The organism is Streptomyces sp. NPDC046308 (assembly GCF_055588065.1).
On record NZ_JBVJFB010000002.1, the window covers coordinates 187,971 to 203,514 of the forward strand.

15 protein-coding genes are annotated in these 15,544 nt (G+C 72.7%); 7 read left to right on the forward strand and 8 right to left on the reverse strand.

Annotation, left to right across the window (positions count from 1 at the left end):
- Positions 1-90: 90 nt before the first annotated feature.
- Complete coding sequence (locus ACZ6JT_RS08305) at positions 91-1,065, reverse strand: carbohydrate kinase family protein (RefSeq protein ID WP_469208552.1); 975 nt, start codon at positions 1,063-1,065, stop codon at positions 91-93.
- 130 nt (positions 1,066-1,195) lie between these two features.
- On the opposite strand from ACZ6JT_RS08305, the gene ACZ6JT_RS08310 reads away from it, so the two are divergent.
- The gene (locus tag ACZ6JT_RS08310; RefSeq protein WP_351304572.1) at positions 1,196-1,435 is read left to right on the forward strand and encodes a hypothetical protein; all 240 of its coding nucleotides are present in this window, start codon (positions 1,196-1,198) and stop codon (positions 1,433-1,435) included.
- Positions 1,436-1,511: 76 nt separating this feature from the next.
- Complete coding sequence (locus ACZ6JT_RS08315) at positions 1,512-2,966, forward strand: hypothetical protein (RefSeq protein ID WP_469208554.1); 1,455 nt, start codon at positions 1,512-1,514, stop codon at positions 2,964-2,966.
- A gap of 91 nt (positions 2,967-3,057) precedes the next feature.
- Here ACZ6JT_RS08315 and erpA read toward each other — a convergent pair whose 3' ends face one another.
- Positions 3,058-3,414, reverse strand: coding sequence for an iron-sulfur cluster insertion protein ErpA (erpA, locus tag ACZ6JT_RS08320; protein WP_030010511.1), 357 nt, complete (start codon positions 3,412-3,414; stop codon positions 3,058-3,060).
- Between the two features lie 292 nt (positions 3,415-3,706).
- On the opposite strand from erpA, the gene nadA reads away from it, so the two are divergent.
- Positions 3,707-4,894, forward strand: a complete 1,188-nt coding sequence (nadA, locus tag ACZ6JT_RS08325) for a quinolinate synthase NadA (protein ID WP_453501464.1) — start codon at positions 3,707-3,709, stop codon at positions 4,892-4,894.
- 99 nt (positions 4,895-4,993) lie between these two features.
- On the opposite strand, the gene ACZ6JT_RS08330 is transcribed toward nadA, so the two are convergent.
- The 3 genes from ACZ6JT_RS08330 to cobS form a co-directional block, all read right to left on the reverse strand.
- Positions 4,994-8,131: an efflux RND transporter permease subunit gene (locus ACZ6JT_RS08330; RefSeq protein ID WP_469208556.1), complete on the reverse strand. Its 3,138-nt coding sequence runs from the start codon at positions 8,129-8,131 to the stop codon at positions 4,994-4,996.
- A 147-nt stretch (positions 8,132-8,278) separates the two neighbouring features.
- Positions 8,279-9,007, reverse strand: a complete 729-nt coding sequence (locus ACZ6JT_RS08335; RefSeq protein WP_469208558.1) for a response regulator — start codon at positions 9,005-9,007, stop codon at positions 8,279-8,281.
- 99 nt (positions 9,008-9,106) lie between these two features.
- Entirely contained in the window at positions 9,107-9,928 is an 822-nt protein-coding gene (cobS, locus tag ACZ6JT_RS08340; protein WP_469208560.1) for an adenosylcobinamide-GDP ribazoletransferase, read from the reverse strand.
- A 70-nt stretch (positions 9,929-9,998) separates the two neighbouring features.
- Here cobS and ACZ6JT_RS08345 point away from each other — a divergent pair, with 70 nt between their 5' ends.
- Positions 9,999-10,772, forward strand: coding sequence for a hypothetical protein (locus ACZ6JT_RS08345; RefSeq protein ID WP_469208562.1), 774 nt, complete (start codon positions 9,999-10,001; stop codon positions 10,770-10,772).
- Between the two features lie 156 nt (positions 10,773-10,928).
- Here ACZ6JT_RS08345 and pspAA read toward each other — a convergent pair whose 3' ends face one another.
- Both pspAA and ACZ6JT_RS08355 read right to left on the reverse strand, forming a co-directional pair.
- Positions 10,929-11,207 carry a PspA-associated protein PspAA gene (pspAA, locus tag ACZ6JT_RS08350; protein WP_351303710.1) on the reverse strand — a complete coding sequence of 93 codons (279 nt, stop codon included), beginning with the start codon at positions 11,205-11,207 and terminating at the stop codon, positions 10,929-10,931.
- A 13-nt stretch (positions 11,208-11,220) separates the two neighbouring features.
- Positions 11,221-12,015, reverse strand: coding sequence for a PspA/IM30 family protein (locus ACZ6JT_RS08355; RefSeq protein ID WP_469208564.1), 795 nt, complete (start codon positions 12,013-12,015; stop codon positions 11,221-11,223).
- 271 nt (positions 12,016-12,286) lie between these two features.
- Between ACZ6JT_RS08355 and ACZ6JT_RS08360 the strand changes: the two genes are divergently transcribed.
- Both ACZ6JT_RS08360 and ACZ6JT_RS08365 read left to right on the forward strand, forming a co-directional pair.
- Complete coding sequence (locus ACZ6JT_RS08360; protein WP_469208566.1) at positions 12,287-12,886, forward strand: DUF3043 domain-containing protein; 600 nt, start codon at positions 12,287-12,289, stop codon at positions 12,884-12,886.
- A gap of 74 nt (positions 12,887-12,960) precedes the next feature.
- Positions 12,961-13,668: a class I SAM-dependent methyltransferase gene (locus ACZ6JT_RS08365; RefSeq protein WP_469208568.1), complete on the forward strand. Its 708-nt coding sequence runs from the start codon at positions 12,961-12,963 to the stop codon at positions 13,666-13,668.
- 290 nt (positions 13,669-13,958) lie between these two features.
- Here ACZ6JT_RS08365 and ACZ6JT_RS08370 read toward each other — a convergent pair whose 3' ends face one another.
- Positions 13,959-14,171: a hypothetical protein gene (locus tag ACZ6JT_RS08370; RefSeq protein ID WP_388472670.1), complete on the reverse strand. Its 213-nt coding sequence runs from the start codon at positions 14,169-14,171 to the stop codon at positions 13,959-13,961.
- Positions 14,172-14,264: 93 nt separating this feature from the next.
- Here ACZ6JT_RS08370 and ACZ6JT_RS08375 point away from each other — a divergent pair, with 93 nt between their 5' ends.
- A complete protein-coding gene (locus ACZ6JT_RS08375) occupies positions 14,265-15,479 on the forward strand; it encodes a bifunctional adenosylcobinamide kinase/adenosylcobinamide-phosphate guanylyltransferase (RefSeq protein WP_469208570.1) in 1,215 nt (404 codons plus the stop codon).
- Positions 15,480-15,544: the final 65 nt, after the last annotated feature.

Sequence of the window (15,544 nt, forward strand, 5' to 3'; positions counted from 1 at the left end):
GCCGGGGCTCCGCCCCGGACCCCGCTCCTCAAACGCCGGAGGGGCTGACATACGGAGGCGGAGTCCCAGGCGGCGGCGCCGGCAGAGGGGTCAGGACAGGTGTGCGCGGACCTCGGCGGCGGCTTCGTCGCCGTAGGCCTTCGTGAAGCGCTCCATGAAGTGGGCCCGGGCCAGGGTGTACTCCTGGGTGCCGAGCGTCTCGATGACCAGCGTCGCGAGCATGCAGCCCAGCTGGGCCGCCCGCTCCAGGCCGACACCCCACGCCAGCCCGGTCAGGAACCCGGCGCGGAAGGCGTCGCCGACGCCCGTCGGGTCGACCTTCGCGGTCTCCTCGGGGCAGCCGACCACGATCGGGGCCTCGCCGACCCGCTCGATCCTGACTCCGTTGGAGCCGAGCGTGGTCACGCGCGTGCCGACCTTCGCGAGGATCTCCGCGTCCGTCCAGCCCGACTTCGACTCGATGAGGCCCTTCTCGTACTCGTTCGAGAAGAGGAAGGTCGCGCCCTCCATCAGGGTGCGGATGTTGTCGCCGTCCATGCGGGCGATCTGCTGCGAGAAGTCGGCGGCGAAGGGGATTCCCCGCGTCCGGCACTCCTCCGTGTGGCGCAGCATCGCCTCGGGGTCGTCCGCGCCGATGAGGACCAGGTCCAGTCCGCCGACCCGGTCGGCCACGGCCTTCAGCTCGATCAGCCGGGCCTCGCTCATCGCGCCCGTGTAGAAGGAGCCGATCTGGTTGTGGTCGGAGTCCGTGGTGCACACGAAGCGCGCGGTGTGCAGCACCTCGGAGATCCGGACGGACTCGGTGTCGACGCCGTGCCGGTCCAGCCAGGCGCGGTACTCGTCGAAGTCGGATCCGGCGGCTCCGACCAGGATCGGGCGGCTGCCGAGCTGGCCCATGCCGAAGCAGATGTTCGGGCCGACACCGCCCCGTCGCACGTCGAGGTTGTCGACGAGGAAGGAGAGGGAGACCGTGTGCAGCTGGTCGGCGACCAGCTGGTCGGCGAATCGGCCGGGGAAGGTCATGAGGTGGTCGGTGGCGATGGAGCCGGTGACTGCAATGCGCACGGCGTGGACGCTCCTGCTGAGGACGGCGGGGACAGTCAAAACTACCCGGTAAGCGACCCCAGGCCGAACCCCAGAAACTACCCCTTAGTAGCTCTTTCTTCGCGAGAGCCCTGATGCCTACGGTGCCTTCATGACCTATACCGATGGTTTCGGCTACGGCGAGTACACCGCGGACAAGCGCGGCACGGAAGCCCCCCGGCAGCCCGGCCTCACCCGGCTGCTCGGCGACTGCGCCCGGATGGCCCCGCACTGGGCGGTTCCGGCGGACCCCCGGCCGGCCCGGGTGGCGCCCTCGCAGATCCACGGGATCAGCGTCCCGCCGGCCTCGGCGCGGCTGATCGCCTCCACCGCGGCGTACGGGGACCAGTAGGGGGACGGGAACCGGTTTCGCCCCTGCTCCGTCACACCCGCATCAGACACTGCGGGACCGGAGAAGGAGCGTTGCGGTGACCAGCGAAGAACCCGACACATCACGCGGCACACGGCGGCGGCCCGCCTGGGCCGTCGGATCGATCGCGGCCGCGGTCCTGCTCGCGGGCGGCGGCACCGCGTACTGGGCGTCCACCGCCCACGGCGACGGCGGGCCGGGCCACCGTACGGGTGACAGCGCGGCCGTCGCGCCCCGCGAGGCGGGAGATCCTTCGGGCCCGGGCATCGCGCCCGGCGAGCCCGATCCGTCCGGCGAGGGCGTGATCTACCGGGCCGACGTGCGGCTCCCGGAGGGCCCGGCCTCCGCGCCGGCCTTCGCCGCCTCGGGCGAGGTCGCCTCGGCGGAGGTGGCCCGGCTCGCCGCGGCCCTCGGCATCGCGGGCGAGCCGCGGCTCGCCGGGGACGTCTGGCTGGCCGGGGAGGCCGCCGACGGCTCCGGCCCCCGGCTCACGGTCAGCCGTACGGCCCCGGGGACGTGGAACTTCTCCCGCTTCCAGGCGCCGACCAACGGCACCGGGGACGACTGCGCGCGCGGCAAGGACACCTGCGGTCCCGCGACCGTCCCGCGGGACGCCGCCGGCGCGGTCCCGGGGGCCGGCACGGCGGAGGCGACGGGCCAGCCGGTGTCCGAGGAGGCCGCCAAGGCCGCCGCGGCCCCCGTGCTGGCCGCCGCCGGGCAGGACGGGGCGAAGCTCGACGCCCGGCTCGCCCAGGGCTCGGTGCGGGTGGTGAGCGCCGATCCGGTGGTCGGCGGGCTGCCCACGCAGGGCTGGTCCACGAAGGTGAGCGTGGCCGGCGACGGCACGGTCGTGGGCGGCAGCGGCGAGCTGAAGGCACCGGTACGGGCGGCCGAGCAGCCGGTGGTGGGGGCCGTGGAGGCGCTGGCGCGGCTGAACGCCAAGTCGGGCGGCCGGGAGGGCGGCGCCCCCGACCCCAGCGGCTGCGCCAGCGCGGTCCCGCTGGCGCCGGACGCTCCGGTGACGGCCACCGACACGGTGCCGTGCAACCCGGAGCCGCGGCCGATGAAGCCGCCGCGGACGGAGACGGTGCAGGGCGCGGTGCTCGGGCTGGCCCCGGGCACGGTGAACGGCGCGCGGGGCCTGGTCCCGGCCTGGCTCTTCGAGGTGGCGGGCCGCGGCGGCGCGCCCGCCCACACGGTGGCCCAGCCGGCCGGCGCCGAGCAGGGCACTCCCGGCCCGAAGGACGGTCGTACCGTGCCCGGGTTCTCGTACGCGCAGGCCGACCGGAAGCTGACCGTGAACTTCTGGGGCAGCGTGTGCAGCACCTACGCCCTGGAGGCGCGGGAGTCGGCCGAGTCGGTCCTGGTGAAGATCACGGACACCCCGAACAAGCCTGGTCAGGCCTGCATCATGCTCGCGCAGGAGATGTCCCTGACGACGACGTTGCAGCAGCCGCTCGGCGACCGGAAGGTGCTCGACGCGAGCACGGGCAAGCCGCTCCCCCGGCAGTAGCGCCGCCCGTCTCCTCGGGCATACGGCGAGGGCCCGCCTCCGGTCGGTGTGACCGGAGGCGGGCCCTCGTCGCAGGTGCGGGCGTTCAGGTTTAGCTGAACGAGTCGCCGCAGGCGCAGGAGCCCGTGGCGTTCGGGTTGTCGATCGTGAAGCCCTGCTTCTCGATGGTGTCGACGAAGTCGATGGACGCGCCGTGGAGGTACGGGGAGCTCATCCGGTCCGTGACGACCTTCACACCGTCGAAGTCCTTCACGACGTCGCCGTCGAGGGAGCGCTCGTCGAAGAAGAGCTGGTAGCGCAGGCCGGAGCAGCCGCCGGGCTGGACGGCGACGCGGAGCGCCAGGTCATCGCGGCCTTCCTGCTCCAGCAGGGTCCTGACCTTTTCGGCGGCGGCGTCGGACAGGAGGATGCCGTCGCTCACGGTGGTCTTGTCGTCCTGTACGGACATCTGCATTCACTCCCGAAGTGGGCGGCTCCCCGCGGAGACGGGGAAACGTCGGACTCTTGCCGTCGGTGGCAACGAGCGGGACCGCGGATTCATTCCGGGACCCGACGCTTGTTTCAGATATTCCATGCTCGCACACCGCGCGCGGGGGTGGCCCCGACGAATCGAGGGCTGATGCGTCACATTGACACTATCGGCATCGTCAAACTGACGTGAAGCGGTTATGATAGATAGCGTCAAGTAGACGAGAAGTCGAAGCGATGATCCAGAAGTCCCTTGTCGCAGAACAGAAAGGGTGCGTGTCGTGACCACCGCCCAGCCGTTGGACGTCCAGCCGACGCCCCTTGCCCTGCTGCTGCTCGGCCGTGAGGCCGACCCCAAGAGCGAGCGCGGGGTGGAGTGCCCCGGCGACCTGCCCTCGCCCTCGGACCCGAACCTCGTGGAGCGTGCCCGCGCGGCGAAGGAGAAGCTCGGGGACAAGGTCTTCATCCTCGGCCACCACTACCAGCGTGACGAGGTCATCGAGTTCGCGGACGTCACCGGCGACTCCTTCAAGCTGGCCAAGGACGCGGCCGCCAAGCCGGAGGCCGAGTACATCGTCTTCTGCGGCGTGCACTTCATGGCCGAGTCCGCGGACATCCTGACCTCGGACGACCAGAAGGTGGTCCTGCCGGACCTGGCCGCCGGCTGCTCGATGGCCGACATGGCCACCGCCGAGCAGGTCGCGGAGTGCTGGGACGTGCTGACCGAGGCCGGCGTGGCCGGTGCGACGGTGCCCGTCTCGTACATGAACTCCTCCGCCGACATCAAGGCCTTCACGGGCAAGCACGGCGGCACGATCTGTACCTCGTCCAACGCGAAGAAGGCCCTGGAGTGGGCCTTCGAGCAGGGCGAGAAGGTGCTCTTCCTGCCGGACCAGCACCTGGGCCGCAACACCGCCGTCCGCGACATGGGCATGTCCCTGGACGACTGCGTGCTCTACAACCCGCACAAGCCGAACGGCGGCCTGACCGCCGAGCAGCTGCGGAACGCCAAGATGATCCTGTGGCGCGGGCACTGCTCGGTCCACGGCCGGTTCTCGGTCGACTCGGTCAACGACGTCCGCGCCCGCATCCCCGGCGTGAACGTCCTGGTCCACCCCGAGTGCAAGCACGAGGTCGTCGCGGCCGCGGACTACGTCGGCTCGACGGAGTACATCATCAAGGCGCTGGAGGCGGCCCCGGCCGGCTCCAAGTGGGCCATCGGCACCGAGCTGAACCTGGTCCGCCGCCTGGCGAATCGATTCGCCGCGGAGGACAAGGAGGTCGTCTTCCTCGACAAGACGGTCTGCTTCTGCTCGACGATGAACCGCATCGACCTCCCCCACCTGGTGTGGACCCTGGAGTCCCTGGCCGAGGGCACCCTCGTCAACCAGATCCAGGTCGACAAGGAGACGGAGAGCTTCGCGAAGCTCGCCCTGGAGCGCATGCTCGCCCTCCCGTAGGCGCGCCGACATGCCCGAAGGGGCGCCCCCGGTCGGGGGCGCCCCTTCGGCGTTCCGGTCGGCGACCAGGCGCGGGCCCCGCAGGGCCCGCGCCCGCCGTCAGACCTTCGCGGGCTCGCCGTCCGCCTCGTCCGCGGCCTCCTGCGGGGCCGGGACCACCGTCAGGCGGGCACGCTTCCTGGCGCGGCGGCGCTCCTTGCGGAGCTCGACCATCGTGTAGAGGGTCGGCACCAGGAGCAGCGTCAGCAGGGTCGAGCTGACCAGGCCGCCGATCACCACGACCGCGAGCGGCTGCGAGATGAAGCCGCCCTCGCCGGTGACGCCCAGCGCCATCGGGAGCAGGGCGAAGATCGTCGCCAGGGCCGTCATCAGGATCGGGCGCAGGCGGTGCCGGCCGCCCTCGATGACCGCTTCGACGACGCCCAGGCCCTGGGCGCGGTACTGGTTGACCAGGTCGATCAGGACGATCGCGTTGGTCACCACGATGCCGATGAGCATCAGCATGCCGATCATCGCCGGGACGCCCATCGGGGTGCCGGTGACGAGGAGCAGGCCGAGTGCGCCGGTCGCCGCGAACGGGATGGAGACCAGCAGGATCAGCGGCTGGACCAGCGAGCGGAAGGTCGCGACCAGCAGCATGAACACGATCGCGATGGCCGCGAGCATGGCCAGGGCGAGCGAGCCGAAGGCCTCGTCCTGGTCCTCGGAGACGCCGCCGATGGAGGCGGTGGCGCCCTCGGGGAGGTCCAGGGCCTTGAGCTTGGTCTGGAGCTCGGCGCTGACCGCGCCCGTGTTGTCGCCCTGCGGCCTCGCGGTGATGGTCGCGGCGCGGGCGCCGTCGATCCGGGTCATCGCGACCGGGCCGGCGACCTCCTTGACCTCGGCGACGTCACCGAGCTTGAGCGGTCCGACGGGGAGCGCCCGCAGTTCGGCCAGGGTGGTGGCCGGCTGCGCGGACTTGATGACGATGTCCCGCTCGGTGTCGTCCAGTACGGCCTTGCCCGCCGGGTTGCCCCGTACGGCCTGCCCGACGAGTGCGCCGAGCGCGGCCTGGTTCAGGCCCGCCTCCGCCGCCTTGGGGGTGGCGGTCACCGAGATGCGGGGCACGGACTGGGACAGGTCGCTCTGCACGTCGGTGACGTTGTCCAGCTTCGCCACCTCGGCGCGGACCTGCTCGGCGGCCTTGGCGAGGACCTCGCCGTCACCGGCCTTGACGACCACGCTGAGGTTCTGGCTGCCGAAGGCGTCGCCCGCCGAGATGCGGGTGTCGCCGATGCCGTCGAGCGCGGCGAGCCTGTCCTCGATCTGCTTCTTCACGGCCTCCCCGTCGCCCGCGTCCTTCAGCGAGACCTGGTACGAGGCCTGGTTGGAGCCCGTACCGCCGCCGAAGGCCGCGAGGAAGCCGGAGGAGCCGACGGTGACCTGGTAGCTCTTGACGCCCTCGACCGAGGCGAGCACCTTCTCGATCTTCCGGCTCGCCTCGTCGGAGGCGGCCAGCGAGGTGCCGGGGGCGAGCTCCTGCTTGACCGTCAGGACGTCCTGCTCGCCCTGGTCGAAGAAGTTGGTCTTCAGCATCGGGGTCATCCCGAAGGTGCCGAGGAGGACGACCACGGCGATGGCCACACTGGTCAGGCGGCGCCGGGTGGCGAAGCCGAGGACCCGTACGTAGAACTTCTGCAGGCGGCTGCGCGCCTCCTTCTCCTCGGCCTCGCGCCGGGCCTTCGCCGCGCTCTCGGCGTCCCCGGCGGTGACGCCCTCGGGCGCGCTGAGGAACCAGTACGAGAGCACCGGCACGACCGTCAGCGAGACGAGCAGCGAGGCCAGCAGGGCCGCGGTGACGGTGAGCGAGAAGGAGCCGAAGAGCTCGCCGATCATGCCGCCGACGAGGCCGATCGGCAGGAAGACGGCGACGGTGGTGAGCGTGGAGGAGGTGACCGCGCCGGCGACCTCCTTGACCGCGGTGATGATGGCGGCCTCGCGCTCCTCGCCGTAGCCGAGGTGGCGCTTGATGTTCTCCAGGACCACGATCGAGTCGTCGACGACGCGGCCGATGGCGATGGTGAGGGCGCCCAGGGTCAGCATGTTGAGCGACAGGTCCCGGGTCCACAGCACGATGAGCGCGAGGACCACGGACAGCGGGATGGAGACCGCGGTGACCAGCGTCGAGCGCAGCGAGGCCAGGAACACCAGGATCACGATCACCGCGAAGAGCAGGCCGAGCAGGCCCTCGGTGGTGAGGCTGGAGATGGACTTGGCGACGGCCGGGCCCTGGTCGCTGACGACGGTCAGGTCGGCGCCGGCGCCGAGGGTGGAACGCAGCTCGGGGAGCTTGTCCTTGACGGCGTCGGAGATGGCGACGGCGCTGCCGTCCTTGTCCATGGTGAGGACGAGGGCGAGGCTGGGCTTGCCGTTGGTGCGGGTGATGGAGTCGGCCTTGGCCGCCTCCTGCTTCACGGTGGCGACGTCGCCGAGGCGGACGGCCGGCCTGCCGGGGCCGGGGCTCAGGCGCAGCTCCTCCACCTGGGCGAGGGAGGTGTAGCCGGCGCCGACGCGGACGGTGCGGTTCTTGCCCGCCTCGTCGAAGGAGCCGGCGGGTACGGCCGCGCCGCCCGCCTGGAGGCCCTGCGCGAGCGCGGCGCCGTCGAGGCCGGCGGCGGCGAGCCCGGCCTCGTCGGGGGTGACGGTGACCTGGAGGTCCTGGACGCCGTCGACGGTGACCTGGCCGACGCCCTCGATGTCCGACAGGACGGGGACGACGGAGCGTTCCAGCTGGTCGGCGAGGGCCTGCTGGTCCTTGTCGGAGGTGACGGCGAGGATGACGGTCGGGATGTCGTCGGTGGAACCGGCCACCACCTGCGGGTCCACCTCGGCGGGCAGCCGGACGCGGGCCCGGTTGACGGCCTGCTGGACGTCGGCGACGAGCTGCTTGGTGCCGCTGTCGCCGTAGTCGAAGGTGGCCATGATGAGGGCGTTGCCCTCGCTGGCGGTGGAGGTGATGCCGGTGATGCCGTCGACGCCCTTGAGCATGGCCTCGATCGGTTCGACGACCTGCTTCTCCACCACGTCGGGCGAGGCGCCCTGGTACGGCGCGAGCACGGACACCATCGGCAGTTCGATGGACGGCAGCAGCTGCTGCTTGAGCTGCGGGATGGCTATGGCGCCGAAGAGCAGCGCGACGATCGACACGAGGCCGACCAACGCCCTTTGGGCAAGGCTGAAGCGGGACAGCCACGACATGGTTATGGGATCTCTCTGCTGTGACGAACGCGAGGGCACTCCCACCCTGTCCCATCCCCCGGGTGCGTTTCGTCGCTCGCAGGTCCCGTCCTTATGTGCGGCATACCGCGTCCGTAGTACACCGCACTACTGCCGCCTGCTCCCGCACTACTCCGCGCGCGGCCGGACCAGTCCCGATTCGTAGGCAATGACCACCAATTGCGCCCGGTCGCGTGCGCCGAGCTTGGCCATGGCTCGGTTCACGTGGGTCTTGACGGTGAGCGGGCTGACCTCCAGCCGGCCGGCGATCTCGTCGTTGGACAGCCCCGCGGCGACGTGTACGAGGACCTCGCGCTCCCGGACGGTCAGCGCGGCGAGCCGCTGCGCGTGGATCCCGGCCGAGGCTCCGGCGGCGGCCGGGTCGGCGCCGCCGCCCTGGGCGAGGAAGGTGGCGATGAGCCCCTTGGTGGCGGCCGGGGACAGCAGCGCCTCACCGGCGGCGGCGATGCGGATGGCGTTGAGCAGTTCCTCGGGCTCGGCGCCCTTGCCGAGGAAGCCGGAGGCGCCGGCCCGCAGCGCCGAGACCACGTACTCGTCGACCTCGAAGGTCGTCAGCATCACCACGCGCACGGCGGCGAGTTCCGGGTCCGCGCTGATCATGCGGGTGGCGGCGAGGCCGTCGGTGCCGGGCATCCGGATGTCCATGAGCACGACGTCGGCGCGGGTGCGGCGGGCCAGTTCGAAGGCCTGCGCCCCGTCGGAGGCCTCCCCGACGACCTCCATGTCGGGTTCGGAGTCGACGAGCACCTTGAAGGCGCTGCGCAGGAGTGCCTGGTCGTCGGCGAGCAGCACCCGGATGGGCGCGGCGGCGGGCAGGTCCGTCGGCGTGTCGTCCACGGGGTGAGCGTACGCGGGCCCGCCGGGGCCGGGCGCACGGGTCCCGTCGGACCGGACGGCCGCCGGTCCCCGGCGTCGGCGTCGGCGGCCGGCGCCGGCTCAGCCCAGGGCGAGGACGATCAGGGCGGTGGTCGCCGCGACCTCGGCCAGGGCGCCGAAGACGTCGCCGGTGACCCCGTCGAAGCGGCGCACGCAGCGGCGCAGCAGGAGCTGCGCGGCGAGCAGGGCCAGCAGGACCGCCGCCGCGGACCGGCCGGCGGCGGGCAGGCCCAGCGGGAGGGCGGCGGCCCCCGCCGCGGCGACGGCGAGGACGGCGATCGCGGCGACGACGGGACGCGGCACCACTTCGGCGACGGCGGCGCCGAGCCCGCCGGGGCGGGCGGCCGGGACGCCTTCGCGGCAGGCCAGGGTCATGGCGGCGCGGGCCGTCACGGCGGCGACCACGGCGGCGAGGGCGCCGCGGACCCAGCTGTCGGCGTAGGCGTCGGACAGGGCCGCCACCTGCACCAGCAGCACGATCACCAGGGCCACGACACCGAAGGGGCCGATGTCGGACTGCTTCATGATGCGCAGGGCCTCGTCGGCCGGTTTGGCGCTGCCCAGGCCGTCCGCCGTGTCGGCGAGCCCGTCCAGGTGCAGCCCCCGCGTCAGCGCGGCCGGTACCGCGACGGTGACGGCCGCGGCGAGCAGCGGCCCTGCGCCGAGGAGCAGCAGGAGCACTCCGGGGACGGCCGCGAGCACGCCGACGACCAGCCCGGCGAGCGGGGCGCAGGCCATTCCGGTGCGGGCGGCGGGACGGTCCCAGCGGGTGATGCGGGCGGGCAGCACGGTGAGCGTGCCGAAGGCGAAGCGGAGGCCGTCGGGGAACGAGGCGCGTTCCGGGGGCGGCGTCAGGGGCGGGCCATCGAACGAATCTGTCATCGGCGCGAACGCTACCCCTTCGGCGCGAGCGGTAAATTACCCATTACGTGCCAAATAGGGAGTCCGTGGGATGGGTCACTGGTGGTATCGGAACATCGTCGAACCGGGGAAGCTCCCCCTCCTCCTCGCCCTGGTCTCCTTCGTGATGTCGTTCCTGGTCACCCGCGTGATCACCAGGATGATCCGGGCCGGCCGCGGCCCCTTCAAGAACGTCACCCCGGGCGGTCTGCACATCCACCACGTCGTCCCCGGCGTGATCCTCGTGATCATCGGCGGCTTCGGCGCGGTCGGCGCCGGCCGGTACGGCTTCGGCGGGGCGCTCTCGGCCGTGATCTTCGGACTGGGCGCGGGGCTGGTCCTGGACGAGTTCGCGCTGATCCTCCACCTCGACGACGTCTACTGGAGCGAACAGGGCCGCAAGAGCGTGGAGGTCGTGGTCGTGACCGCGGCGGTGGTGGCCCTCGTCCTGGGCGGGTTCGTGCCCTTCGGGGTCAACGACCTGACCGCCGAGGAACGCCAGAGCCGCGGGCTGGTCGCCATGAACGCGGCCTTCAACTTCTTCCTGGCCCTGATCGCCCTGTGGAAGGGCAAGGCGCGCACCGCGCTCTTCGGCGTGATCGTGCCCTTCGTGGCGCTGGTCGGGGCGATCCGGCTGGCCAGGCCCGGGTCCCCGTACGCGAAGAGGTTCTACGCGAACCGCCCGCGCGCCCGCGCCAAGGCCGGACTGCGCGCCTTCCACCACGACCGGCGCTGGGCGCGGCCGCGCCGCAGGTTCGAGAACTTCATCGGCGGCACCCCCGACCCCGAGCGGACCGCCGTCTCCCTGGAGAAGCCGCCGCAGTGACGGGGAACGTACGACGACGGGCCCTCCCCCGGGAGGGGAAGGACCCGTCGTGACGTGCGGTGTCGGAGGGTCCGTGCGTCGGTGAGTGCGTCGGCGCGCCAGTACCTCGGCGCGCCAGTGCGTCCGCGTGTCCCCGCGTCCGCCGGCCGTGCGGACTCAGCCCGGGATCAGGCCGTCGTCGCTGAGCATCTCCCTGACCTCGTCGAGGCTCGCGTCGGGGCCGGGCAGGATCAGCTCGGACGGCTCCAGCGCGTCGTCCGGGAGCGGCCGGCCCAGCCGCCGTACCGCTTCGAGCAGGGCGCCCAGCGTGCGCCGGAAGCCCTCCGAGTCGCCGCTCTCCATCTCCGCGAGCAGTTCGTCGTCCAGCTTGTTGAGCTCGGCGAAGTGGCTGTCGGCCAGCTCCACCTGACCTTCCCCCATGATGCGGACAATCATGACGGGCCCCGTCCTACTGCTTGTCGAACCGGTGCTGGGTCTGCGACGGCTGAGCGCTGCCCGGGGCACCGCCCTCGATGGCCTGCTGCTGCGCGGACGGGCCGCCCGCCAGCTCGGCCTTCATCCGCTGGAGTTCCAGCTCCACGTCCGTACCGCCCGACAGGCGGTCCAGTTCGGCCTGGATGTCGTCCTTGGAACCCAGCCCGCTCTGGTCGTCGAGCGCGCCGGAGGCCAGCAGCTCGTCGATCGCGCCGGCCCTGGCCTGCAGCTGGGCGGTCTTGTCCTCGGCCCGCTGGATGGCCAGGCCGACGTCGCTCATCTCCTCGGAGATGCCGGAGAAGGACTCGGCGATCCGGGTCTGCGCCTGGGCCGCGGTGTAGGTGGCCTTGATGGTCTCCTTCTTCGTCCGGAAGGCGTCCACCTTGGCCTGGAGCCGCTGGGAGGCGAGGGTCAGCTTCTCCTCCTCGCCCTGCAGGGTTTGGTGCTGCACCTCCAGGTCGCTGACCTGCTGCTGGAGCTGGGCGCGGCGGGACAGGGCCTCACGGGCCAGGTCCTCGCGGCCCAGGGCGAGGGCCTTGCGGCCCTGGTCCTCCAGCTTGGCCGACTGGCCCTGCAGCTGGTTCAGCTGGAGCTCCAGGCGCTTGCGGGAGGTCGCCACGTCGGCGACTCCGCGGCGCACCTTCTGCAGCAGCTCCAGCTGCTTCTGGTACGAGTAGTCCAGGGTTTCGCGCGGGTCCTCGGCCCGGTCAAGGGCCTTGTTCGCCTTCGCGCGGAAGATCATCCCCATACGCTTCATGACACCGCTCATGGGCTTCGCGCGCCCCCTTCTAGACGGACTGTGCTCCAGGTCACCGACAGGACCCACAGTACGGGCCCTGTCTCCATTACCGCACTGTTCGAGTACGGATGCGCTCCTCCTCCAGGACGACTACAGCCACGCCGTATCAGGCGTAAGGAGTAGGTGGTCCCAGGAGAGGCGGACACCGCACACACCGTGCAAGGGGAAGGACGCCCGCCGTTGCCGGATCGTTCCCCGCCGGGGTGGGGCCCGTGCCGACGACCACGTAGGCTTGGGTTTTGTGTTTGGTAGCCGCTCCTCCAAGGAAGAGAAGGCCGCCGCCACCGACAAGGTGAGCGCCGACCTCTCGCAGCCCCGTGACCCGCAGGCCCCGAAGGGCCGCCCTACGCCGAAGCGTGCTGTGGCCCAGTCGCAGCGCAAGGCCGTGGTGGCCTCGACCGGCAACCGCAAGGAGGATGCCAAGCGAGCCCGTGAGCGCCGCCGCGCCGAGATGTCCAGGCAGCGCGAGGCGCTGGCCAGCGGCGACGAGCGCTACCTGCCCGCCCGGGACAAGGGTCCCGTCCGCAGGTACGTCCGCGACTTCGTGGACTCCCGCTTCTCCGTCGCCGAGATGTTCCTGCCCCTGGCCGTGGTCATCCTGGTGCTCAGCATGGTCCGGCAGCCGACGATCCAGAACGTCGCGCTGCTGCTGTGGCTCGGCGTGATCGTCCTGATCATCCTCGACTCCATCGGCCTGGTGTTCCGCCTCCGCAAGGCGCTGAACGAGCGCTTCCCGAACGAGCCGCGCCGCGGCGCGGTCGCGTACGGCCTCATGCGCACCCTCCAGATGCGCCGGCTGCGCCTGCCGAAGCCGCAGGTCAAGCGCGGGGAACGGCCCTGAGCGGATTCTCCGAGGGCGCGCGGATCTGGCTCGAGGGCCTGGGCGGGCTGCGTAACGCCGTCCGGCAGGAACTGGTGGGCCGGCAGGTCGACGAACAGATCGCGCAGCGCTTCCCGGTAGGGCAGCGGCTGCGCGTCCTCGACGTGGGGATGGGCCAGGGCACCCAGGCGTTGCGGCTGGCCCGGGCCGGGCACAAGGTGACGGGCCTGGAACAGGACCCCGGCATGCTCGCCGTCGCCCGTGAGGCACTGGCCGAGGAGCCCGCCGGGATCCGCGACCGGGTGCAGCTCATGGAGGGGGACGGGCGCGAGACCGGCGCCCACTTCCTGCCGGGCAGCTTCGACGTGGTGCTGTGCCACGGCGTGCTGATGTACGTGCCCGAGCCGGACGCCATGCTCGCGGGGCTGGCCCGGATGCTGGCCCCGGGCGGTCTGCTGTCCCTGCTGGTGCGCAACGGCGACGCGCTCGCCATGCGGCCGGGGCTGGACGGCGACTGGAAGGGCGCGCTGGACGCCTTCGACAGCACGGAGTACACGAACCGGCTCGGCCTGGACGTGCGCGCCGACCGGCTGGCCGGGCTGACGGCCACGCTGTCCGGTATCGGCGCTCCCCTGGGCGCCTGGTACGGCGTACGCGTCTTCACCGACGGCACCGAGGCGGGCGAGGCGCTGCCGCCGGACGACGAACTGGAGCGGCTCCTGAGCGCCGAGGACCGCGCGGGGCGCACCGACCCCTACCGCGGCGTGGCAGCCCTGCTGCACCTCTGCGGCGTGCGGGGCTAGTACTCCGCCGGGTCGGGGGCGGGGTCGGGGGCGGTCCCGCCCCCGCCCGGCACACCCGCCCGGGCTGGGGCTACTCCGGCTCGCGGCCGCACCCGGCCGCGCCGGCACGGACCAGCCCCTCCGGCGTTTGAGTCGGGTGCCCGGACGAGGTCCGGGCGGAGCCGGGTGCCTCCCCCGGCTGACGCCGGGAGGGGCCCCCGGGGGCTCCGCCCCGGCCCGCCGCCTCGGACACCGGCGCGGCCGAGGTTGCCCGGCGCCTTGCGATCAGGGCCGCCGAGCACCCGGAAGGGTCAGGCCTCCAGGGCCGAGCGCAGGCTCATCGTGTAGAGCTCGGTCCCGTTGTCGTCGGACAGCTTCACCTGCTCGGTGCCGCCTTCCAGCAGGTCCTTCCAGTACTCGCCGATCCAGGACTCCGCGTCCCCCTGCGTGGTGAACTCCTCCGGTACCACCGACGGGCTCGTCTCGGTGCCGTCGGCCGTCTCGAACCGCCACGTCCACGCCATGTCCGCCTCCGTTGCTCGCACGCTTCCTGCCCTGAGTCTGCCCGCAGAGTAACCGGGCGCGCAGCAGTCTCGGGGACGCGGGAGGATCATCCTGTGGAACTCACTCTGCTCGGCACCGGCACACCCGAAGGCCTGCCCCGTCCCGACTGCCCCTGTGCGGCCTGCGCCGTCGCCGTCGGCGGGTGGTCCCGCGCCGCCACGGCCGTACTGGTCGACGGGGCGCTGCTCCTCGACCTGACGCCCGGCGCCGTGCTGGCCGGCGCCCGGGCCGGGCATTCGCTGGCCGGCGTACGGCAGGTCCTGCTGACCCACCCGCACGACGGACCCGCCGTGGAGCTGCCGCCCGGGCTGCCGGCCGCAGGGCGGGTCCCGGACGGGCGCGAACTCGCGGTGATCTCCGGACACCGGGTGCGGGCGGTGCCGATGGACGCGCCGGGCACCGGGTACGAGGTGACGGGCCCGGACGGCGGCCGGCTGCTGTACCTGCCGCCCGGCGGGGCCCCGGCCGGGACGAACCACGTGAGCGGGCAGCGCCCGTACGACGTGGTGCTCGCCGATGTGCTGGGGCGGCCCGAGGCCCTGGTCCGGCTGCGGGCGAGCGGCGCCGTCGGCCCGGCCACGGACGTGATCGCCGTCCACCTGGACCACGACGTCGCGCCGGGCCGGGAGCTGGAGCGCCGGTGCGCGGCCGCCGGGGCCCGGGCCGTGCCGGACGGGACCACCGTGACCGTCGGGGAGTACCGCCCGGTGCCGGACCTGCCGCGCCGGACCCTGGTGCTGGGCGGGGCCCGCTCGGGCAAGTCCGTGGAGGCGGAGCGCCGGCTGGAGTCGTTCCCCGAGGTGGTCTACGTGGCCACCGGCGGTACCCGGAACGGGGACACGGAATGGGCGCAGCGGATCGGCCTGCACCGGGAGCGCCGGCCGGCCGGCTGGCGGACGGTGGAGACCTGTGAGCTGGTCCCGCTGCTGGCCGAGGAGGGGCCGCCGCTGCTGATCGACTGCCTGGCGCTGTGGCTGACGGACGCGATGGACCGGGCGGGGGCCTGGGACGACGCCGTCTGGGCCGAGAGCGGGCAGCGCAAGCTCGGCGCGCGCACCGCCGCGCTGGTGGCGGCGGTGCGCGCGACCCGGCGCCACGTGGTGCTGGTCAGCAACGAGGTCGGCTCGGGCGTCGTCCCCGCGACCGCCTCGGGCCGCCGCTTCCGTGACGAGCTGGGCCGGCTGAACGCGCGGGTCGCGGGCCAGTGCGAGCACGTGCTGCTGGTCGTCGCGGGGCAGGCGAGCGTGCTCAAGGAACCGCCGGGGTGAGCCGTGGGGCGGGTGGTGAACCGGGCCTGCGGAGCGGGCCGGCGGCCGGGCCGCGAGGGGCCACC